Here is a 19,276-nt window from a genome sequence, read left to right on the forward strand (position 1 = left end):
CACAACTCTGCCGCAGCGGCGAGTTGGGGCACTATCGCTCCAGCCGTGGACTGGAACGACCGGCTCGCCACAGCTCGGCCCAAGGAGTTCACCGAGCTGTTCCACAAGGCGATTACGGACGACTTCGGCGCGGTGGCGCGACTGCATCAGATGCTCGAAACCGCCTCGCAGTGGTGCCGTATCCACGACGCCCGCAGCAGTGCCGCCGAGCTGGACACCCTTGCCGACCGCCTGACCGACCTCGGCGAGGAACTGCACCTCGTAACGGAGGACGTAGGCCACGAGATCCACTCCCGCTCGCGTCGAGCGGCAACGGCGGCCGGTCTCTCCCCAGCCATGTCCGTCCGCGGGACTCCCGTCGGCCGACAGAGCGAGACTCCAGCGTCCCTCCCACCGAACACCGTCCGCTCAGAGTCGCGTTCGCGGTGAACACCGGCACAGGAACGAGGACAACCGTGCCCACCCCTCCCACTTCCCACGAAACCCAGCCGTCGACGAGCACCGACCCCCTGGCGTGGCACCAGCACATCCCGGCACTGGCCTCCGCCGCTGCCAGCATCAGGCAAGCCTCCGATGCCTGGGACGCGGTCTCGGACTCCTTCTGCGACCACGACGGCTGGCCCACCTACGAAGAGGAGTACGCGGACGGCAAAGCGAAACGTGATGCCGAGGCGTGGAAACACGTCGAGGTCTTCCTCGCCCACGGCCCCGAGGTACTGGCCGGCGTCCGCGCCGCCGCCACCGGCGCCGACTACGTCGAGGGGCCAATTAGCGACGACCTCCGACGGCTGCGCGGAATCGACACCACCCTCGAACGAGCAGGCCAGATCCAACACGAGTGGGACCAGGTCATGGCACTCATGGAGGGCTCGCAACCAGGCTCGCTGCAGCGCTACGAGAGCCGGGCCAAGGAGATCCGCAACTCCGAAGGCTGGCATCACGCGGACGAGCTGTCCTTCCAAGGCCCGGCGCTCGTCCGGGCGGCCGACTACCTGGCCAACCGAATGGATCCCGACCAGCCCTCACAGACCGAGCGCGCCCAGGTCGCCCTCGCCCGATCCGCCTCCGGCAACCGCGCGGCCCTGCCCGCTTCCCCGGCCACGCCCGTGGTGCCGAACCCACCGATCCCTCGCCGGTCCCGCTGACGTCCCTAGCGCCGATCTGCGGCGCGGCCGAACCGGCCAATCACCTGATCCTCGTGGAACGCCACCACCCCGGCCCACCCCACACGCCCGCGCCTCACACCCTCAACCGCTCGGGTACCCGGTCACGGAGAACACTCATGCACGCCGATCAACCCCTGGTCACCATCCAGCAAGAGGGCTCAGCCATCACCGCACGGACCAGCGGACCGCTACCCCAGCACGGCGCCGCCGACCCTCCGGAACGAGAACACGGGTACGGACACCTCACCGCTCCCCTCCGTCGGCGCGGCCTGGAGTGCACCGTCGAGTACGGCCTCAGCGACTACATCGTCCACGCCCAACTCCCCGACGGCAGCGCACTGTTGATCTCGCCACCCCGGGAACCGCCGACCGACCACCCACCCGGGCACCCCGAGAGCTGGATGGTGACCCGCGCGCACCCCGACAACTCCGCACTCCACGAAGTGCTCTACGACTCTGAACCCGACGGTCCCCAGGCCCGGCACGGTGGCAGCATCCCGAACCTGCTCACCGCCATCGACGCGCGCCTGGATCAACTCGGCGTGCCTCGACGGGCGGAAGCTGCCTCACCGCGAGTAGGTGCTGCACTCGCGCCCTCGCCGTCTGCCCAACGCACGGTCCAAGACCGCCTGCCAGCAGCCCCGGCGGCCCGCCCGAAACTGCCGCCCACCCATCCCTCATCCGCACCCGCTCGCTAACCACGTCCCGCCTCGGAGCCCTCTATGCCCCTCACCAGCAGAATCATCCCGGCCCTCGACCGCCCCGCTCCCCGCACCCACACCGGATGGATCAGCCATGCCCGCCCCCGATCACGACTCGCGTCCCGACGTCGCAGTCGGCCACCACCTCGACTACGGCATCGTCGCCGCGAACCCCAAGCAACTCGCCGCCAGCACATGGATGTTGAAGCGTCTCGACTTCCACCCCGTCCACGGCCACCCGACGCTGCACGCACTGACCGACCAGCAGCGTGACGGACAGGAGCGTGCCACCCGGGCCGTCGCGCTGCTGCGCAAGGTCGGCTACCGCGTCGATGCGGACGCCGCGTTCGACCCCTCACTCGCCCGGGCGGCACCGGCCGCCCGTCACCAACGTCCGCACGCAGAACCAGACATCGCGTTCGCCGAGCATCCTCAACTCGGCATCGTCGCATCCGCCGGCCACCACTTCTCCGCGACCGGCGGCCGACTCGCCCTGCTGGACGAGGGCTGGCGGCACGATCCGAACGCGGGCGTCTACACCCTGCCCACCACCATCGGGCGCACCGCAGCCTTGAAGAAGGTCGCCAACGTCACGTCGTCAATGCACCGGTCCGGCCTCCGAACCGTAGCGGAACCCCTCCTCGCCCAGGACCTGACGCCCTACCGGCAACCTACGTCCGCGCCGGCCGCCCCCCGCGAACGGGGCCAAGGGCCCACCACCGACGAGTTCTCCATCAGCGCGGCCGCGCTCGCCTCCAGCCCAGCCCGCGCCAGCCTCGCGGACAAGGCACCGGGTCCCGCTCCCGCCACAGCCGCTCCGGCGGCCCAACCGGTCGACCCGCGCATCGCCTTCTCCCGCAACCGCTGACCCAACTCCCGTAAGGAGCAGTTCCCATGGCCGTGAAGACCATCTGGCAGATCACCCACTCCTGCGGCCACCCAGCCGAACGCGACCTGTCCGACCGGGCGGCCGACCGCCGCGCGGGCTTCGCCGAGTGGCTCGCCAAGCAGGAGTGCACCGACTGCTGGCGGGCCGCGAAGGAGGGCAACGATCAGGACAAGGCTGCTTGGCTGGAGGCCAAGCGGGCCGAAGAGCAGGCCGAATCCGAAGCCTGGTCGGAGCAGTACCGGATGCCGCCGCTGGAGGGGAGCAAGCGGTCCGTCGCCTGGGGTGTGCGCTGCCGCCACAATGTCCTGGCCACCGCCTACACCGCCCTGGTTCTCGAAGGTGAGACCAGCGAGACGGAGTGGGTCGCGATCGAGGAGGCCGCTCGCACCATCACCCGCGCCGGGTGGTGGATCGACCAGCGTTCCTTCGAACCCAGCGACCTCACCGAGCTGCTCCAGGCCGCCACCGCGGCCGACCGGCCCACCGAGAACCCCCACTTCTGACCGCCTTCTGTCCCGCCGAGGCGGGGCACCAGCTCTCCCCGCTGTGTTCCGGTCGGCCGGTCTACGCACAGCGTCCGTCTGCTGACCACTTTGGCCAGGCACAGGGTTATCCCAAGTCGACGGCAAGACCTCGCACGGTTGCAGTGCCGGATCGAACTACCCAGATTCCGCTGTAGGGAGAGGTCTCCTCCGAGCGACTCTTGAGTTCTTCGACGTCCAGGGCAGGAGGCCACTGAGTTCCGGTCTCCGACCATCGCACGCCAGCAAGGTCGAGGCCGTCGAGGTCAACGGCCCGGAGATCAGCGGTGGTGAAGTCGTTGATAAACGCGTGCACGGAGTCCCGGTCAAGCGCGGGTGCTTCCCGATCCAGAACCGTACCGATGGCTCGTGCGACTTCATTGACACGGATGTTGACGAGGGTGGACGTGAGAACACGGTCATGGGAGCCGACACGCTCGAGGACGAGTTCAAGGTCGCGGGCGCGAGAGTGGGCGCGATCAAGTAGGAGTCCGAGGGAAGAACCTTGACGGCGGCCTCGAACACGGATGCGATGGAGGACGCGGAGCATGGCGCGGACGCGGTCGAGATCACGGGCAATGGCATGAGGATGGTTGCGGTTGCGGCCGGTCCCGCGTTCGAGGTCGAGACTGACGGCCAGGTTGAGAGAGCGCACGCGCTCCAGACCACGTTGGAATTCGCCGTCGCGATCGCGCTCGGTGTCCGCACCGAGGCCGACAGCGTGGTCCAAGTCGTCTGCGAGGGCACGGACCAGATCCAGGTCTAGGTCACGTGCGTGATCGCGGGTTAGGTGGTCTCGGGCAATCGCGATGTCGCGTGTGAGGGCACGGTAAGCGGTGACGACGTGCGGGTTCGTACGCAGGGACAAGCGGTCTGATGCACCGACAGGCCAGGCAATCCCACTATCGCTACGCCCTCTATTAGTGGGGCGAGTGATCGGCTGGGAGGACGGAGAGAAGGACGGGAGAACTGCCCTCAGGCCTGCCTCAACGTCGAGGACCCACCCGAGACGATCCACCGCGGCGTCGTGGCGGACCTGTAGCAGCGCCTCACGCAGGCCGGCTTCGACATCCAGGACGTCTTCTAGGTGGGCGGCCAGGTTGCGTCCGTACTGGTCGAGAAGGTGATCGACGGTCTGGTCGTGGAATTCGGGCTCGGGGTGGTAGGTCACTGTCCCCCCTCCCGTGCTTTCACATAGGCCGCTGCGGCGCGACGTGCCTTCACAAGATTGCTTCGCACGGCCTCAGGTGTGATCCGTAACTGCTGAGCGATCTCACGGGGCGTGAAGTCGTCGAGAGTCCAAGCCAGGACCTGGCGCTGCCGAGGTGGCAAGCTACGCAGCAGTGGCAACAAGTCGTAGCGGTCTTCCCATTCTGCGATTGCATCCGGGTCAGAGAGCAACGATGTTGGTTCGGGGATCTGCTCAACCGGGTCCTCCTCAACGGAAGCGACCCTGCGGGCGAGCTCGCGGGATGCGACGGTGTGGGCCCAGGCCCGAGGCCCGCGAAGGTGGTTCCAGTGTTGGTACGCCTTCAGCATGGTGTCCTGGGCAATGTCAGCGGCGACAGGGATCGTGGCCCCCTGATTGACCAGAAAACCAACGAGTTGCCGCGTATTTTCGCGGTAGAAGGCGGAAAATTCCTCCTCTACCTGGCGCGGGGCGGCAGGGCCTCCCTGGAGTTCCCTTTGATGAGCGGCGGTTGCACTCGGCAGGTCGGTGCTGTCTAGTGGATCTTGGTCGCTCATTCTGCCGGAGTTCCCTCACGAGCTGGGGTACGGGTGATCTTCATACGAATGCGGTGCCCATCGTGACTCTGGTCATCCAACTCCACTTGAACGCCCGGTGCTACCGCTTCAGTGATGCCCCGCAGGGACTGCCGCCGGACCTCTTCGCCACGGGTGCGCCAGCGTAGGCGCAGCCAAAGGGCCAGCAGGGCACAAGCGTTCGCTGATATAAGCGAGGCAAGGGTCATGGTCGTGGCAGAGTCCATGCGTGTCCTCTTTAAGCGTCTCGGCTCCGCGTCCTCCGCGAAGCCCCGTCACCTAGTAAGAGTCTGAAGAGGGCATGATCGTGAACTCTGGACTCAAATTGGTCGGCATGCAGCCGTGCACAGTCGTACGAGCCGCAGTGGGACGCCCTGGACGTGCGGGTCGGGCCATCGGCCCACATGGGCAGGGCTACCCAGTACATCCACCTCGCCCGGGCGAACTGTCCTCGGGCGTGCAACCGACCGCTTAACTACTGCCAATCGGGCAGGAACACCCGAACCTCTGGGGGTGGTGGTTCAGCGGACAGCATGTGGGCCCACTAGCTCTTGGACCGGTGACCGCCGTCCGATCCCGTCCCGACGACGCGCCCCGCTCCCAGGCCATGAGTACGCGTTCGTTCCCGTCGGCGTCCTCGGTCAGTCGGATGACGACCTTCTCGTCGCTGCCGTAGAGCCCGACCCAGTCCCGCCAGGTTCGGCGGGCTGTCGCACCGTCGGCCCACACCCCGGAAACCGCCGGCCCGCCGGTCGCGAACTGGAGTCGGACCAGGTGTGTCACGGCAGCCGCCCCAGTGCGCGGGCCTGCCGCCTCAGCTCTACCCGCGCGCCGGGCAGCCGACGGGGGCTGGACCAGTACGGGTGAAACAGCAGCTGCCCGGACAGCGCGTGCAGGCGGCGGCGCAGTGCGGTGGCGTGCACGGGGCGCGGCACGGCGAGCGCCGCGTATGTGCGCTGCCAGTCCGCCTGGAGTTCGATCAGGTCGGGCGGGAGAGGGGCGTGCTCCATGACAGCTATTAGGCCACATGTTCGATTTTCTCGCCAAGCTGACGCGCCCGGCTGTGACGTTCAGCGGTAGTTGGCCATGCGCAGCGATAGTTGGCCTCGTTCGACAGACGGGCCAGCCGAGCCATGCGTAGGAGGTGGCTGCCGTCTATGGCTGCAGGGGCTTGGCCGCCCGGCTCCCGAGGGCATCCCGGCCGCTACAGCAGACTTTCGCACGGCACGGACATCGGGTGCGTGGCCCGGATAGGGTCAGGGCGAGCCGTGACTGGCGTGTCGAGATGGGCGTAACCATCGGGGAGCGGCTTCGTCACATGGACGTGTGCCGCGCGCCTGGGCTTCTTGGGAGCAACCTGGGAGGCACCGTCGTGGTTCGGTACGTATACCCCTCACCTTTGGGCATCGGTCGGCCGTTGTTGGTCGGGATCCTCAACATCACCGCAGACTCGTTCTCGGACGGCGGCAGGTTCCTGGCCACTGAGGATGCGGTGGCACATGCGCGGCGGCTGTGGTCGGAAGGGGCCGACATCGTCGAACTGGGCCCTGCGGCCAGCCACCCGGGAGCCCAGCAGGTGACTGCCGCTGAGGAAATACGGCGGCTGACCGTCGTCATCGACCGGCTGGTCGCCGAGGAGGTGCCGGTGTCGGTCGACTCCTTCCTGCCGGAGACCCAGCGCTTCGCAGCGGCGCGTGGGGCCGCGTACGTGAACGACATCCAAGGCTTCCCCGACCCAGCCCGGTACGAAGAACTCGCCGACACCGACTGCCGGCTCATCGTCATGCACTCTGTGCAGCGCATGGGACCCGCCACCCAGGTGAAGACCGATCCCGCCGCGGTGTGGGCGGGGATCGAGGAGTTCTTCGCCGAGCGGCTGGCCGCGCTGGAAGCGGCTGGCATCGGCCGGGAACGGCTGGTCATCGATCCAGGACTGGGCTACTTCCTGGGCACCGGCCCGGAACCGTCGCTGAGGGTGCTGGCACATCTTGAGCACTTGAAGGCCAGGTTCGACGTGCCGGTCCTGGTTTCTCCCTCCCGGAAGTCGTTTCTTCGGGCGCTCACCGGGAGCAGCCTTTCGGAGATCGGTCCGGCAACTCTGGCGGCGGAGCTGTACGCGGCCTGCCACGGGGCGGACTACATCCGCACCCACGACGTTGCCGCCATCCGGGATGCACTCACCGTCTTCAACGCTCTGGACGCGGCCAAGGCAGGTGCGTGATGGAGCAGCGAGAGGCGATCGTCGCCGTGGTGCGGCGGGGCGAGCGGGTGCTCGTCATCCAGCGGGGCCCGCTGGCCCGGCTGCCGGGGTACTGGGCTCCCCTCAGCGGCAAGCTGGAACCCGGTGAGACGCAGGAGGAAGCCGTGGTCCGGGAAGTGTACGAGGAGGTTGGCCTGCGGGTCTGCCCCGTGGCCAAGGTCTGGGAGTCGCAGACCGAGGACGGCGCTTTCTGCCTGCACTGGTGGACCGCCGAGGCAGAGGAAGGCGAGGTCGTGATGCATCCGAGCGAGGTGAGCGACGTGCGCTGGATCACGCCGCGAGAATTCTCCCGGCTTCAGCCCGTCTTCGCGGCCGACAACCGCGTGTTCTTCGACCGCGTGCTGCCGCAGCTCTGACGCCTCAAGTCGCCGTGTGGGCGGTCGGCAGGAGCCGTCGGCCGCCCACCTGCTCGACGTCCGGGGACCCGCACGCTCCGGTCTCCGGTCTCCAATGTCCAAACGCCCAGCTGCCAACTACCTCTGCCCGAAATGGCCAACTGTCCTTGAGCGCAGCCCGGTCACCAGCAGTCTTGCCGCCGCTCCTGGCCACGTGTGTCCTGCGCTGTCGGAGGCTGTTGCTTGCGAAAGATCAGCCTGGCGTTTCGCCTGCCGATAGAGTTGGGCCCGGCCGTGACTGGCGCGGGTGGACAACCACCGGGGAGCGGCCATGTCTGTTCCGATGTGAGCGTCGACCGCCTGGGCGTCTCCGTCAGCGATGTCCCGCTGAGGAGGCCATGACGTGAAGCTGCGCTACGGAATCAACCCGCAACAGGAAGCTGCGCATGCCGCACCCGTGATGCCAGGCAGGTGGCCGGTCCGGCTGGTGCACGGAGAGCCGTCGTTCATCAACATGCTCGACGCGCTGAACGGATGGCAGCTCGTACGCGAGGCTGGCCAGGCCCTGGGCAGGCCGGCAGCCGCTTCCTTCAAGCATGTCTCGCCTGCGGGTGCGGCCGTCTCCGGGGCCATTGATGAGGTCACCGCGGAGCTCTACGGCGTCGCTGGTCATGAGGTCGGCGCGCTGGCCAGTGCCTACTTGCGGGCCCGGGATGCCGATCCGAAATCCTCGTACGGCGACTTTGCCGCTGTCTCGCATCCGGTCGATGACGAGCTCGCCGAGCTGCTGGTCGGCATGGTCTGCGACGGCATCGTTGCTCCCGGGTATGCGCCGGGCACCGTCGAGCGGCTCAGCAGGAAGAAGAGCGGCCGTTTCCTGATCATGGAGGCGGACGACGGTTTCGTGTCTCCGCGCGAGGAAGCGCGGGAGGTCTTCGGCCTGCGTTTGGCCCAGCAGCATGACGAGGTGGAGCTGTCGGCCTCCCTCCTGCACGTCGCGGACGACGTGCTCCCGGAGACGGCCGTGGCGGACCTGCTGCTGGGGCTGGCAGTCCTGCGCTACACCCAGTCCAATTCCGTGTGCTACCTGCGGGGCGGCATGACGCTGGGAATCGGTGCCGGTCAGCAGTCCCGGGTCGACTGCACCCGTCTGGCCGGTGCCAAGGCCGACACCTGGTGGATCCGGCGCCACCCCAGCGTCCGCGCGCTTTCTTTCCGCCCCGGTATCCGGCGCCAGGACCGGATCAACTGGCAGATCCGCTTCATCGAAGGCGACCTCACGTCGGAGGAGACCCGGCGCCTGGCGGAGGCACTCTCGACACCGGCCGGGGAACTCACCGCGGACGAACGCGCTCAATGGATTCAACGCCTTGATCGGGTGGCTTTCGCCTCCGATGGCGCCCTGCCGTTTCGCGACAACGTCGATCACGCCCACCGCCATGGCGTTGAGTACATCGCGGAGCCAGGGGGATCCATCCGATCCGACGAGGTTGAGGAAGCCTGCCGCGTGCACGGGATCACGCTGGCACGCACTGGGCTGAGGCTGTTCCACCACTGACGGCCTTCTTCCGACCGCGAGGCATGCTCCCCGGTCCGGGCGGCGGCTGTCCCAACCGACCGGCCCTCCACCGTAAGAAGCACGCCTCCACGCAGCTCCGCGATGACGTCGAGGCCGCGGTGGCCAACTATCTCTGAGCAAAATGGCCAACTGCCTTTGAACACAACCCGGTCACCAGGGGCCTTGCCACCGCCTCTGTCCAACTACCGCTGAAGGTCACACCGGCCTCTGGGCCCCTGTGTGACTGAGCGTTGTAGTTGGTCAGTGAGCGCGATAGTTGGCCAACGAGCGCCGCGGTTGGCAGCTCCGACACTCAACTCAGGCCCCCGTCGCTCCAAGAGTCGAACGAAGCCACTGCCCGAGGCTCCTCATTCGTCGGCAGCCGCTCCCCCCACAGCAATCCGCTGTACAAGTTCGTCCAGCTGACCAGCGATGATCATCCTTCGGCGCTCCAGCAGACTCCTGTAGGCGGTCAGAGGTACGGGCTCGCCGTTCGATGCCGCGCGTGTCAGCGCGAAGCGGGCCTCTACCTCCAATGCCAGGTAGGCCCTGCGGCGTGCGTGAGCCGCTCGCTGATGCACCTCCGGCTTCAGGAAGGCGATAGCAGCGCTGAGTCCCGCGCTGACGAGCGCCAGCACGGCCGCCGGGATACGGGCATCTGCTGAAGAGAGCCCCGTCGCGCCCGAGATCCCAGCCAGCACAGCAGCCGGCAGTCCAAGCCCGGCATGGGTGAACCGCCAGAACTGCCGACGGAAGCGGTTCCTCCGGGCTTGTTCTTCGCACTCGGCCCGAAGATCCGCAACCTGACTCCCCACGACGTCGTCTGCCATGGAGCGAGCCTGCCACCTAGGACTCCTGCCTGGACGGTGCATCCCCGTTGTGATCGCCACTCCGCGGCCAACACTGACGCTCAGAGTGGCCATCTGAAGTGCTCAGTCGCGCCCTCTCCAGCCGCCCTGTGACACCGAGCCTTTCGACGAGGCGTGATGAATCGGGCCTTTACCGGCGATCTCCGGCCGGGCCAAAACGCGGATTCTGCGGACCCTCTCCCTCACGGCCCGAACACCCGGGCTCCGGTTCACCACTCCCCTTCGAGGTAGACGCCGTGATCGCCCACCTGCAGCGCACCAGCAACACCGCCGGCCTGCTCACATACCAGTACGGGCCGGGCGAACGCGGTCACCACACCAGCCCCCGGCTGATCGCGGGCGACGGTCACGGAGCCCCGATCGAACTGCTCGCCGAGCCCGAGTCGCTGCCCTTTCTGGCCCAGACCCTCGCCGGCCGGACCTCACCGACGCGCAGTGGGCCACCGTCGCCCGTCGCCTGGTGGCCGCCACCGGGATCGCCCCGGACGGCGATCCAGACGCCTGCCGGTGGATCGCCGTCCGCAACCAGTCCCGCCAGGTGCACGTCGTGGCCACCCTCGCCCGTGAGGACGGCAGCCTCCACAACGCCTACCGCGATGCCTTCCGTCTGCAGACCGAGTGCCACCAACTCGCCGCTGAACTGGGCCACTTGCCCACCGCTCCACACCCGATACCCCACGCCCAGGAGGCCCACGTGCCCGCCCCCTCCATCACGATCACCGCCGAGCCCAGCGGCAGCGTCTCGGCGAAGGGCGCCAGCGACGACCTCTCCGCCACGCTCCTCAAGCACGCCGGCTTCCAGCAGATCGAGGACTGGTACGGCCGACGCCACCGCCTTCCCACGACCACCCCGGCCGCTGACCGCGCCGCCATCGCCACCCACGCGGCCGAGATGCTCCGGGCCGGCCGCTACGGTGTCGACCTCGATCCCTCCCTCGACACCGCCCGGATCAGCACCACGACAAGCCCGCTCGGGCCCTACACCGCCGGAGCGGAACTTCTCCAACTCACCGACCGGATCAGGTCCGCCGGGAACGGTGCGGACCTTCTCCAGGCGGTCGACCACCTCCTGCATCCCGAACACGGTGCGCTGGAACGTATCCGGGAGGCGCTGGAGGCTGCGGGCGAGCAGATCACCGACCTCGACGACGAGGCGTACCAGCTCGCCGACCGGTTCGACGTCGCTGCGGAGTTCGTCAGCGCAGCGCAGTCCGAACTCGTCGGCTCGGACGGCGAGTTGGGCCGTATCGGCGACGGACAGCGGTCCGGGACCGCTGCGTGGGAGCGGTCCTCGGCACTCTCCGGCCCGCGAAGCGCGACGCTGGCCACGTCGCCCGCAGCGGCCAAGGTCACCTCCGTCCTCGGCGCCGGGGCAGCGGATACGAGCGCGTCCGTACGTCCGTCGCAGGCGCCCGGTCCCCGGACGCGGTGACCCGGATGATCTCGTCACCCGCTCCCCGTTCCGGTCTGCCGCGCGCCTACGTCATGCGGGCCGCCGACGCTCTGGCCAGTGCGACGGTCACCTACGCCATCCCGCTCCTGGTCCTGGTCACCACCGGGTCCACCGCTCTGACCGGCGTTGCGTTTCTCGTGGAATGGGCGCCTCGTCTGGCTGCTTTCGCGTTCGCCGGGTCGCTGGTCGACCGGTGGAGTGCCGGCCGTGTCTTCCGGATGACCAACCTGGTGCGTACCGCCGTGGTCGTCCTGGCGGGTGCGGTGCTGCTCGCCCTGCCCAGTACCGGGACGATGACAACCTGTGCGGTTCTGACCTTCGGTGCTGCCTCCGGGCTGCTCGCGGAGGTCTCCTTCGTTGCGGTAGAGACGCTCGGAGCTGAAGCGGGCCGCCGGTTGGGCACGGCGGCCCATCGCGTGCAGTCCGCGCAGACCGGGATCGACCAGGGTGCGATGCTCGTCGGGCCATTCCTGGGCGGATTGCTGCTGATGGTCGGCCCCGCCGTACTGCTGACCGTGGTCGCGCTCTTGGCCTTGACCGCCGCCGCGACCACATCCGGCGATGTCGGCTCCACGGATCATCGTCCGGTGCCGAGCAACCTTCTAACGGGGTGGTCAACTCTTCGCCGCACGCCCGCACTTGGCTGGCTGGTGGGCGGACTGGTCGCCTCGAATCTGGCCCTCGGCGTGCTGCAGGCCGCCGCCCCGATCACGGTCATCCACCGCTTCCACTACTCCAGCGTCGCCGTGGGAGCGGTCTGGAGCACGGCAGCCCTTGCCTCCCTGCTTGCCGTGTGGGCCACTCGCCGTGCGATCGACCGTTTCGGCATCTGGCCGTTCGGCGCGGCGGCGGCCACGGTCTCGACCGCGGCGTGCCTGGCGACCGCCCTGGCGCCGGGCTTCTCCGCGTACACCGTGGCGGTGGCGGTGGTCATGGCCGGCGATGGCGCGTTGACCGTCGTCCTGCGCACGCTGCGGTCCCGTCTCATCCCGGTGCGGGCGTTCGGCTCCACCCTGGCGGTGACGATCATCCTGGTGCTGCTGCCGTTTCCGCTGGCCGGTGCCCTGATCGCGGTGGTTCCCACCGCTGGGATCCCGCACCTGCTGCTCGCGTGCGCCGCGCTCCAGGGCGTAGCGCTGAGTGCGTGCTTCGCCGGTCTACGACGGCATCGCACCGCCTGCGAACTATCCCTCACGCAGGTCCCCGCACCCCGCAGGGAGCCCGTCCAGCCTGCGGATGCACGGTGACGAGCCGCTGAACTGCCCCGCCCCTTCCCGCCGTTGACCTCCGGAGGTCCTCCCATGTCCCGATCCACTCGCCCGCTGCTGATCGTCGTCGGCGGAACCGATCCCGCTTACCGCGGCTACTGCGTCGAGCAGGCCGCCGCCGCGTACCCGATCGCGCTGATCGACACCAAGCCGCCGTCCTGGCAGCAGCACCTGGTGGTCGACCACGAGGTCGCCGACACCCACGATCCGGCGGCCGTGGTCGCCGCCGGCCTGGCCCTGGCCACGCGCCACCCCATCGCCGGAGTCGTCACCTGGGACGAGTACTCACTCGTACCGACCGCCGAACTCGCCGCCCGCCTCGGCCTGCCCGGCAACAGCGTCGCGGCTATGACCGCCTGCCGGGACAAGGCGACCAGCCGCCGTCTGTTCGCCGAGCACAACGTGCCCTCGGCCACCTCCACCCGCGTCGACACCCTGGACGAGGCGACAGCCACCGCGCTCCGCACCGGCTTCCCGGTCGTCCTCAAGCCCTCCTCGCACGCGGGCAGCATCGGCGTCATCCGCGTCGACACCCCTGAACTCCTGCCCACTGCCTGGGAGTTCGCCACCGCCGGAGCCGGTGAGCAGGGCCCGGAAGGCAGTGGTGTGCTGGTCGAGGAGTACCTGTACGGCCCGGAGATATCGGTGGAGTGCGTCACCCAGCACGGCGTCACCACCGCGCTGGCCGTCACCCGCAAGGAGGTCGCCTTCCCTCCGTACTTCCAGGAGGTCGGCCACACCGTGGACGCCGACGACCAGCTGCTGCCCGAGGTCGCCCCCGTTGCGGTCCAGGCCGTGCGAGCGCTGGGCGTCACCGATGGCGTCCAGCACGTGGAGATGCGCCTCACCCCCTCCGGTCCGCGGATCATCGAGGTCAACGCCCGGATCGGCGGCGACCTGATCGGCAAGCTCGTCCGCCGTGCCACCGGCCTCGATCTCCCCCGGATCGCCGCCGACGTCGCCTGTGGAAGGACTCCCGACCTGACGCCCACGGCACGCGCCACCGCCGCGATCAAGATCCTCTATACCCCGGCCACCGGCACCCTCTCCGCCCGAAGTCTGGCCGCCGTCCCTGGTCCGGAGTATCCGTGGCTGCACCAGGTGACGTGGCTCCGCGACGTCGGAGAGCGGGTCGTGCTGCCGCCGGAGGGCGACTTCAACACCGGCCGGGTCGGCTTCGTCATCGTCACCGCCGCCAGTCCCGAAGCAGCCCGGGACCGGCTCTCGTCCCTCGTCGAGGGTCTGACCCTGTCGGTCACACCGTGAACCTGTCCCGCCGGCCTCCTCCGGCGCCTCGCGCACCCCGCACCCGATGACCTCGGTCGCCATCTCGCTTCCCGAACAGGAGCTGCCTCGATGATCAGCAGAAGAGCGCCTCGTGCCCCGCCCCATCACTCACCTGCGCTCATTCCCAGGAACCACCGTGCCCGCACCGCGTACCAGCGCGCCCTCGACCACCACCGGGTCGGACGCACTCCTCTACCTCCTCTTCGGCATACTCGGCATCGCGCTCGCCTTCGGTTCGCTGGCGTGGCTGTCCGGCAATCTCACCAACTCCCTTTTCGGCAACGGCCCTTGGGCCCGTTTCAGTGCCACTGACGCGCTACTCCACCCCGAGGTGCTGTGGCCGCACCTGAATCCCCTGGCCCTCCTGATCGGCGCGCGGATCATCCCCGGCCTGCTGTCCGCCTGCCTCACCGCGATCGCTCTCGTGCTGTGGATGCGGCTGAGCGGCGGCACGAAGAACGGCCTCGCCCGGAAAGCGGACCTCGCCCCGCTGCTGGACAAGGAGATCACCGCCAAGGCCCGGAGCCTGCGGCCGTCCCTGAGCGGCCGGGAGGGTAAAAGAGGTCGCTCCTGCTGACCGCGGCATCCTCCTCGGCGCCCTCTCCCCCGGTCGGGCCGAAGTCCGTGCGTCCTGGGAGGACGTGATCGTGGCAATCATGGCCCCGCGGAGCGGGAAGACCTCTGGGTTGGCGATCCCCGCGATTCTCGCGGCTCCCGGACCGGTGTTGCTGACCTCGAACAAGGCGGCGAACGACGCCTTCACCGCGACGGTGGACGCCCGCGCCGAGGCCGGCACGGTCTGGGCCCTCGACCCCCAGCAGATCGCCCACCACCCGCGCGAGATGTGGTGGGACATCCTTGCCGACGCCCGCGACCTGGCCGGGGCGAAACGTCTCGCCGGGCACTTCGTCGCCGCCAGCGTGGACGAGTCCAACGGCTCCGACTTCTGGTCCACCGCCGCCAGCAACACCCTCGGCGCACTGTTCCTGGCCGCCGCCAGCCACCGGCGTCCGATCACCGACGTCCTGGCCTGGCTCGCCTCCCCCGCCGACCGGACCCCGGTCGACCTGCTCACCGACGCCGGCCACGACGCGGTCGCCGCCCAGCTCCAGGGCACCGTCAGCGGAGCCACGGAGACGCGGGACGGCATCTACGAGACCGCGCGGCAGTACGCGAGCTGTCTCCTCGACCCGGACGTCGCGGCCTGGGTCACGCCCAGCAAGAGCCTCCCCGAGTTCAAGCCGTACGCGTTCGCCACCTCCCGCGACACCCTGTACCTGCTGAGCAAGGACGGCGGTGGCAGCGCGAGCGCGATCATCGCGGCGGCGGCCGACGCCGTGATGCGCGCGGCCGTGATCGTCGCCGAGCGCTCCGGCGGGCGGCTCGACCCGCCCGCTCTGTGCGTCCTCGACGAGGCCGCGAACGTCTGCAAGATCTCCGATCTCCCCGACCTGTACTCCCACTTGGGCAGCCGGGGCGTCATCCCGATGACGATCCTGCAGTCCTACCGGCAGGGCCAGCGGTGCTGGGGCGAGGCCGGCATGGACGCCCTCTGGTCCGCCGCCACCATCAAGATCATCGGTTCGGGCATCGACGACGCCGACTTCGCTGACCGCCTCAGCAGGCAGGTCGGCGACCACGATGTCCAGACCACCTCGGTGTCCACCAGCGAGAGCGGCAAGTCCACGTCGGTCAGCATGCGCACCGAGCGCATCCTGCCCCCGGACGCGATCCGCGCACTCCCCAAGGGCAAGGCACTGCTCCTCGCCACCGGCATCCGGGTCGCCATGCTCGACCTACGGCCCTGGTACAAGGAGCCCTCTGCCAAGGTCGTCGGCCCGGCCTCGGCCCGCGCGACGAAGGCCATCACGGAGCGGGCGCTCGCGAAGTCCCTGGGCCGCGACGACTTCGGGCTGTCGGCATGAGCGCGCACACGCCGTGTCCCGGGCGGCTCGTACGCTCGCCGGCCGTTCTGTGCGACGGCCAGTGGCGGTTGGCCAGCGGGGCCGGCTCGATTCTCGCCACCGATCCCGCGTTCACCAGCATGTTGGACGGCTTCGCCCAGGCGATGACGGCTGCCGATCAGGCCGTCGCCGACCTCCGTGTCCGACAGAGCCAGTCCCCCGCTTCCCGCGCTGGGGGTAAGCGATGAACCCGCTGCTGCGCGCCGAGCAGGCGGTCCTCGGCTCGGTGCTGCTCGACCCCGGCCAGCTCGCGCACCTCGACTGGCTCGCGCCGGATCACTTCTACCGGCCGGTCCACCAAGCCCTGTTCGCCGCCCTGCGCAAGCTGCGCAACGACGGCCACCCCGCATTGGCTGCCGAAACATCCGTACCGCCGCTGTCCTGGGTGACCGACGCGGTCGACGAGGCCAGCCGCCACGTCCGGGGGCTGACCGCCGCCTACCCCCACACCTTGATCTCGGCCTGCCCTCGCTCCGAACACGCCCCGGTCTACGGCCGCATGGTGCTGGAGGGAGCGATCCACCGCAGCATCATGGAACACGCGATCCGCCTCCACCAAGCGGCCCGTGCCGACGCCCTACGGGGCGAGGTCGAGGGAGCCCTGCACCACGCGGATGTACTGACCGGCGTCCTCAACGATCTCGCACGGCGTTGGGGCACCGAACCGCGCCCCGTCGCGCCAACTCCCCCGCCGTCCACCACCACCGTCGTCCCGCCGCCGGTCCGGTCCGACCAGGTCGCCGAGGACGAGCGGTTCCTCCTGGCCGTGCTGATTGAGCGGCCGAGGGCCATGGACGAGGTCGTCGGCTGGCTGCGGCCGTGCGACTTCGCCGACCCGGCCCACGGGCAGCTCTACCGTTGTCTCGGCGCACTGCACCACCGGGGCGAACCCATCGACCGGATCACCCTGCTCTGGGAAGCCCAGCAGCGCGGGCTCCTGGCCGACGGGACCCTGTCCGACGACCAACTCACCGCCATCTGCGACGGCGTGGGCGCGGGCAGCGCCGAGTGGCTCGGCGAGCAGGTCATGCGCTCCTCGCTCACCCGCACCGCCGCCGCCTCCGCGCGCGCCGTCCGGGAGTTGGCGGAGAACGAGACGCTGGCCCCCGGGCGGCTCATCAACCACGCCCTGCACGCGCTCGGCCCGCTCGACGACGTGCGTACCCGCTGGCAGGCCGCGAACGGACGCCCAACTCCGAGGCCACCAACCCCCGTTCTCGCGCCGACCGGGACTCCGCCTGCGCAGGTGCGCGCCGCTCTCTCCCGCAGCACACCGCGGGCAGCGCCGCCGCCCTCGGCGCGGCCCGGTTCGGCGCCCATCCCGGCCGTCACGCGACCGCCTTCACGCGGTCACAGCTAACCCCCTCAGCCCATCGCTCGTCCCCTCCCATGGAATTCACCGTGAACAACACCCCCTTCTCCGACGCTCTGGCTCTGCGTGCCACGGCCTCAGTCTTCGACGCCCAACGCGGAAAACTGCCAAGCCCCGGAGACCTTCACCGTTCACCCGACAGCGTCGCCATCGCCAAGCAGATCTCCGAACTCGGCCAGCTGATAACCGACTTGGGCGACGAGGTCCTCTTCCGGGCTGTCGCCCAGGACCAGGAGGCCCACGCTGCGCGGGTCATCACCAGTTTCGCCGCCGCTGTACAGCCTGCCGGCGAAGCGGCATCCGCTCTCGGAACAGTGGCGCACCAGCTCTCCTTCCTGCACCGGACCGAGCACCTTCGCGAACAGCCCTATGCCCGGGATGCCCGGGAAACAGCGGCGCGGGTGATGGACGACGCACTCGGTCTGGCGGACACCGCCCTTCGCGAAGCCGCCGACTCCCTTCACGCCGCATCGGCGACGATTGCGCCTCCGCCCATGCGGCTCCAAGCCGCCCGCCACCGGTCCACGACCGCTGCTCCCGCTCCACCTCCCGCAGGTGCCCCAGCAGCAACTCCCGCGGACCGGACGGCTCGGAGTCGGTGACATGCAGACCACCATCACTCGCCCGCCACTGATCGGCTCGCTCTGCTCGGGGTACGGCGGACTGGATCTCGGAGTGCAATCCGCCCTCGGCGGCACGCTGGCCTGGCACGCGGAGGTCGATCCGGACGCCGCGCGCATCCTGGCCCGCCACTGGCCCGAGGTGCCCAACCTCGGCGACATCACGACCGTCGACTGGTCCGCCGTCCCCCGGGTGTGCGTCCTGACAGCGGGCTTCCCCTGTCAAAGACGTCTCGGTCGCCGGCCGACGGGCCGGACTCAACTCCCAGACCCGTTCAGGGCTATGGCTGCACGTCGCCCGTGCGGTCGAGGCCCTCCGACCCTGCTTGGTGGTCATCGAGAATGTGCGCGGCCTGCTCACCTCACCCGCCGGTTCCCCTGGCGACGTGGAACCCTGCCCGTGGTGTCTGGGAGACACCCCAGGTCAGCCTCCTCTGCGGGCACTCGGTGCCGTACTCGGATCCCTGGCCGACCTCCGGTACGACACACGATGGCTCGTGCTTCGCGCCTCCGACATCGGAGCCCCGCACCGCCGCGAGCGGACCTTCCTCACCGCCTGGCCCGCCGACCACCCTGCTCAAGACACCGACGAGCAACATCGGCAAGAACGGCGGCTCCCAGCACCCCGCCAAGAGGAAGAGCGGGGGCCACGGCCCGAACCTCGCCGACGAGGTGGAGTGGCTCCTGCCCACCCCGAAGGCGTCGGACGGGACCAAGGGCTCGCCCAACCAGCGCCACGGCAACGGGGACATGACCCTGCCCAGTGCGGCGGCATCACTGCTGCCCACACGATGGGCCAACGGCACGGGCGCCCCGGACCGCCGACCGGGGAAGGAACTGCACCCTCCCCTGCCGCCGTTGGTCCTGCCGCTCTGGACGGATTCGGCTCCGGAGAGCGGGGAGCAGACCGGCGATGGGGTGCATATGCCGCCGCCATCACCCGATGGGAGACGCTCACCCGACCCGCGCCGCCGCCCACCGACGCGGCCGGACGGCTCCGTGCCGACTTCGTGGAGTGGATGCAGGGCCTGGAGCCCGGCTGGGTCACCGCCACCCCGGGGCTCGGCCGACCGGCTCAGCTCACCGCGCTCGGCAACGGTGTCGTACCTCAACAGGCCGCCCGCGCAATGCAGTTGCTGGCCCCGCTCTTCCCCCGTTGCCCTCGCTGCACGACGGCATAGCGCCGCACTACCGGGATTCCCCGGCCGCACCAAATCGCGGTTTCTCCGGACCCTCTTCGGCATGTCGC

General features: G+C 69.4%; 18 protein-coding genes, 3 pseudogenes and 2 riboswitches. Of the genes and pseudogenes, 16 read left to right on the forward strand and 5 right to left on the reverse strand.

The window, feature by feature from the left end:
- Positions 1–45 precede the first annotated feature (45 nt).
- From OG226_RS12090 to OG226_RS12110, 5 genes are all read left to right on the forward strand, one after another.
- Positions 46–429 carry a hypothetical protein gene (locus OG226_RS12090; protein WP_329348899.1) on the forward strand — a complete coding sequence of 128 codons (384 nt, stop codon included), beginning with the start codon at positions 46–48 and terminating at the stop codon, positions 427–429.
- Between the two features lie 26 nt (positions 430–455).
- On the forward strand, positions 456–1,145 hold the full coding sequence (locus OG226_RS12095) for a hypothetical protein (RefSeq protein ID WP_329348900.1): 690 nt from the start codon (positions 456–458) through the stop codon (positions 1,143–1,145).
- 137 nt (positions 1,146–1,282) lie between these two features.
- Positions 1,283–1,864, forward strand: coding sequence for a hypothetical protein (locus OG226_RS12100; RefSeq protein WP_329348901.1), 582 nt, complete (start codon positions 1,283–1,285; stop codon positions 1,862–1,864).
- A 97-nt stretch (positions 1,865–1,961) separates the two neighbouring features.
- Positions 1,962–2,735, forward strand: coding sequence for a hypothetical protein (locus OG226_RS12105; protein ID WP_329348902.1), 774 nt, complete (start codon positions 1,962–1,964; stop codon positions 2,733–2,735).
- Between the two features lie 26 nt (positions 2,736–2,761).
- Complete coding sequence (locus tag OG226_RS12110) at positions 2,762–3,259, forward strand: hypothetical protein (RefSeq protein WP_329348903.1); 498 nt, start codon at positions 2,762–2,764, stop codon at positions 3,257–3,259.
- 106 nt (positions 3,260–3,365) lie between these two features.
- Here OG226_RS12110 and OG226_RS12115 read toward each other — a convergent pair whose 3' ends face one another.
- From OG226_RS12115 to OG226_RS12125, 3 genes are all read right to left on the reverse strand, one after another.
- Positions 3,366–4,448 (reverse strand): hypothetical protein, encoded by a 1,083-nt coding sequence (locus tag OG226_RS12115; RefSeq protein ID WP_329348904.1) that lies wholly within the window; start codon positions 4,446–4,448, stop codon positions 3,366–3,368.
- Positions 4,445–5,023 (reverse strand): RNA polymerase sigma factor, encoded by a 579-nt coding sequence (locus OG226_RS12120; RefSeq protein ID WP_329348905.1) that lies wholly within the window; start codon positions 5,021–5,023, stop codon positions 4,445–4,447. Before OG226_RS12120 ends, OG226_RS12115 begins: the two co-directional genes overlap by 4 nt.
- Before the next feature lie 797 nt (positions 5,024–5,820).
- The gene (locus OG226_RS12125) at positions 5,821–6,051 is read right to left on the reverse strand and encodes a hypothetical protein (protein WP_329348906.1); all 231 of its coding nucleotides are present in this window, start codon (positions 6,049–6,051) and stop codon (positions 5,821–5,823) included.
- A gap of 248 nt (positions 6,052–6,299) precedes the next feature.
- Positions 6,300–6,391: riboswitch (ZMP/ZTP riboswitch) on the forward strand.
- Between the two features lie 55 nt (positions 6,392–6,446).
- Here OG226_RS12125 and folP point away from each other — a divergent pair.
- The 3 genes from folP to OG226_RS12140 all read left to right on the forward strand — a co-directional run bounded on the left by folP (position 6,447) and on the right by OG226_RS12140 (position 9,194).
- Positions 6,447–7,262, forward strand: coding sequence for a dihydropteroate synthase (folP, locus tag OG226_RS12130; protein ID WP_329353374.1), 816 nt, complete (start codon positions 6,447–6,449; stop codon positions 7,260–7,262).
- Positions 7,262–7,657: an NUDIX domain-containing protein gene (locus OG226_RS12135; protein WP_329348907.1), complete on the forward strand. Its 396-nt coding sequence runs from the start codon at positions 7,262–7,264 to the stop codon at positions 7,655–7,657. The genes folP and OG226_RS12135 overlap by 1 nt, the downstream gene beginning before the upstream one ends.
- Before the next feature lie 263 nt (positions 7,658–7,920).
- Positions 7,921–8,009: riboswitch (ZMP/ZTP riboswitch) on the forward strand.
- 30 nt (positions 8,010–8,039) lie between these two features.
- Entirely contained in the window at positions 8,040–9,194 is a 1,155-nt protein-coding gene (locus OG226_RS12140) for a phosphoribosylaminoimidazolecarboxamide formyltransferase (RefSeq protein WP_329348909.1), read from the forward strand.
- Positions 9,195–9,562: 368 nt separating this feature from the next.
- Here the strand turns inward: OG226_RS12140 and OG226_RS12145 are convergent, their stop codons facing one another.
- Positions 9,563–10,024 carry a hypothetical protein gene (locus tag OG226_RS12145; protein WP_329348910.1) on the reverse strand — a complete coding sequence of 154 codons (462 nt, stop codon included), beginning with the start codon at positions 10,022–10,024 and terminating at the stop codon, positions 9,563–9,565.
- Between the two features lie 499 nt (positions 10,025–10,523).
- Between OG226_RS12145 and OG226_RS12150 the strand changes: the two genes are divergently transcribed.
- From OG226_RS12150 to OG226_RS12170, 5 genes and pseudogenes are all read left to right on the forward strand, one after another.
- Entirely contained in the window at positions 10,524–11,495 is a 972-nt protein-coding gene (locus OG226_RS12150) for a hypothetical protein (RefSeq protein WP_329348911.1), read from the forward strand.
- A gap of 5 nt (positions 11,496–11,500) precedes the next feature.
- Positions 11,501–12,763, forward strand: coding sequence for an MFS transporter (locus tag OG226_RS12155; protein ID WP_329348912.1), 1,263 nt, complete (start codon positions 11,501–11,503; stop codon positions 12,761–12,763).
- A gap of 54 nt (positions 12,764–12,817) precedes the next feature.
- The gene (locus tag OG226_RS12160) at positions 12,818–14,050 is read left to right on the forward strand and encodes an ATP-grasp domain-containing protein (RefSeq protein ID WP_329348913.1); all 1,233 of its coding nucleotides are present in this window, start codon (positions 12,818–12,820) and stop codon (positions 14,048–14,050) included.
- A gap of 157 nt (positions 14,051–14,207) precedes the next feature.
- A pseudogene (locus OG226_RS12165) lies at positions 14,208–15,996 on the forward strand (type IV secretory system conjugative DNA transfer family protein).
- A 223-nt stretch (positions 15,997–16,219) separates the two neighbouring features.
- Complete coding sequence (locus OG226_RS12170) at positions 16,220–17,395, forward strand: DnaB-like helicase N-terminal domain-containing protein (protein ID WP_329348914.1); 1,176 nt, start codon at positions 16,220–16,222, stop codon at positions 17,393–17,395.
- A 143-nt stretch (positions 17,396–17,538) separates the two neighbouring features.
- Here OG226_RS12170 and OG226_RS12175 read toward each other — a convergent pair whose 3' ends face one another.
- The gene (locus OG226_RS12175) at positions 17,539–17,871 is read right to left on the reverse strand and encodes a hypothetical protein (RefSeq protein ID WP_329348915.1); all 333 of its coding nucleotides are present in this window, start codon (positions 17,869–17,871) and stop codon (positions 17,539–17,541) included.
- 139 nt (positions 17,872–18,010) lie between these two features.
- Here OG226_RS12175 and OG226_RS12180 point away from each other — a divergent pair.
- From OG226_RS12180 to OG226_RS12190, 3 genes and pseudogenes are all read left to right on the forward strand, one after another.
- Positions 18,011–18,184, forward strand: a pseudogene (locus tag OG226_RS12180) (DNA cytosine methyltransferase); the annotation flags it as partial.
- Positions 18,185–18,305: 121 nt separating this feature from the next.
- Positions 18,306–18,599, forward strand: a pseudogene (locus tag OG226_RS12185) (DNA cytosine methyltransferase); the annotation flags it as partial.
- Positions 18,600–19,046: 447 nt separating this feature from the next.
- The gene (locus OG226_RS12190; protein ID WP_329348916.1) at positions 19,047–19,208 is read left to right on the forward strand and encodes a hypothetical protein; all 162 of its coding nucleotides are present in this window, start codon (positions 19,047–19,049) and stop codon (positions 19,206–19,208) included.
- The last annotated feature ends 68 nt before the right edge of the window (positions 19,209–19,276 follow it).

Origin of the sequence: Streptomyces sp. NBC_01261 (assembly GCF_036226385.1) — a bacterium.
Taxonomy (GTDB): domain Bacteria; phylum Actinomycetota; class Actinomycetes; order Streptomycetales; family Streptomycetaceae; genus Streptomyces.

What these genes read in the sequence shown, in the direction of transcription:
- OG226_RS12100 (WP_329348901.1), top strand. Translation starts at nt 1,283, where the DNA reads ATGCACGCCGATCAACCCCTGGTCACCATCCAGCAAGAGGGCTCAGCC.
- OG226_RS12105 (WP_329348902.1), top strand. Translation starts at nt 1,962, where the DNA reads ATGCCCGCCCCCGATCACGACTCGCGTCCCGACGTCGCAGTCGGCCAC.
- OG226_RS12110 (WP_329348903.1), top strand. Translation starts at nt 2,762, where the DNA reads ATGGCCGTGAAGACCATCTGGCAGATCACCCACTCCTGCGGCCACCCA.
- OG226_RS12120 (WP_329348905.1), bottom strand. Translation starts at nt 5,023, where the DNA reads ATGAGCGACCAAGATCCACTAGACAGCACCGACCTGCCGAGTGCAACC.
- OG226_RS12125 (WP_329348906.1), bottom strand. Translation starts at nt 6,051, where the DNA reads ATGGAGCACGCCCCTCTCCCGCCCGACCTGATCGAACTCCAGGCGGAC.
- OG226_RS12135 (WP_329348907.1), top strand. Translation starts at nt 7,262, where the DNA reads ATGGAGCAGCGAGAGGCGATCGTCGCCGTGGTGCGGCGGGGCGAGCGG.
- OG226_RS12145 (WP_329348910.1), bottom strand. Translation starts at nt 10,024, where the DNA reads ATGGCAGACGACGTCGTGGGGAGTCAGGTTGCGGATCTTCGGGCCGAG.
- OG226_RS12155 (WP_329348912.1), top strand. Translation starts at nt 11,501, where the DNA reads ATGATCTCGTCACCCGCTCCCCGTTCCGGTCTGCCGCGCGCCTACGTC.
- OG226_RS12160 (WP_329348913.1), top strand. Translation starts at nt 12,818, where the DNA reads ATGTCCCGATCCACTCGCCCGCTGCTGATCGTCGTCGGCGGAACCGAT.
- OG226_RS12170 (WP_329348914.1), top strand. Translation starts at nt 16,220, where the DNA reads ATGAACCCGCTGCTGCGCGCCGAGCAGGCGGTCCTCGGCTCGGTGCTG.
- OG226_RS12190 (WP_329348916.1), top strand. Translation starts at nt 19,047, where the DNA reads ATGCAGGGCCTGGAGCCCGGCTGGGTCACCGCCACCCCGGGGCTCGGC.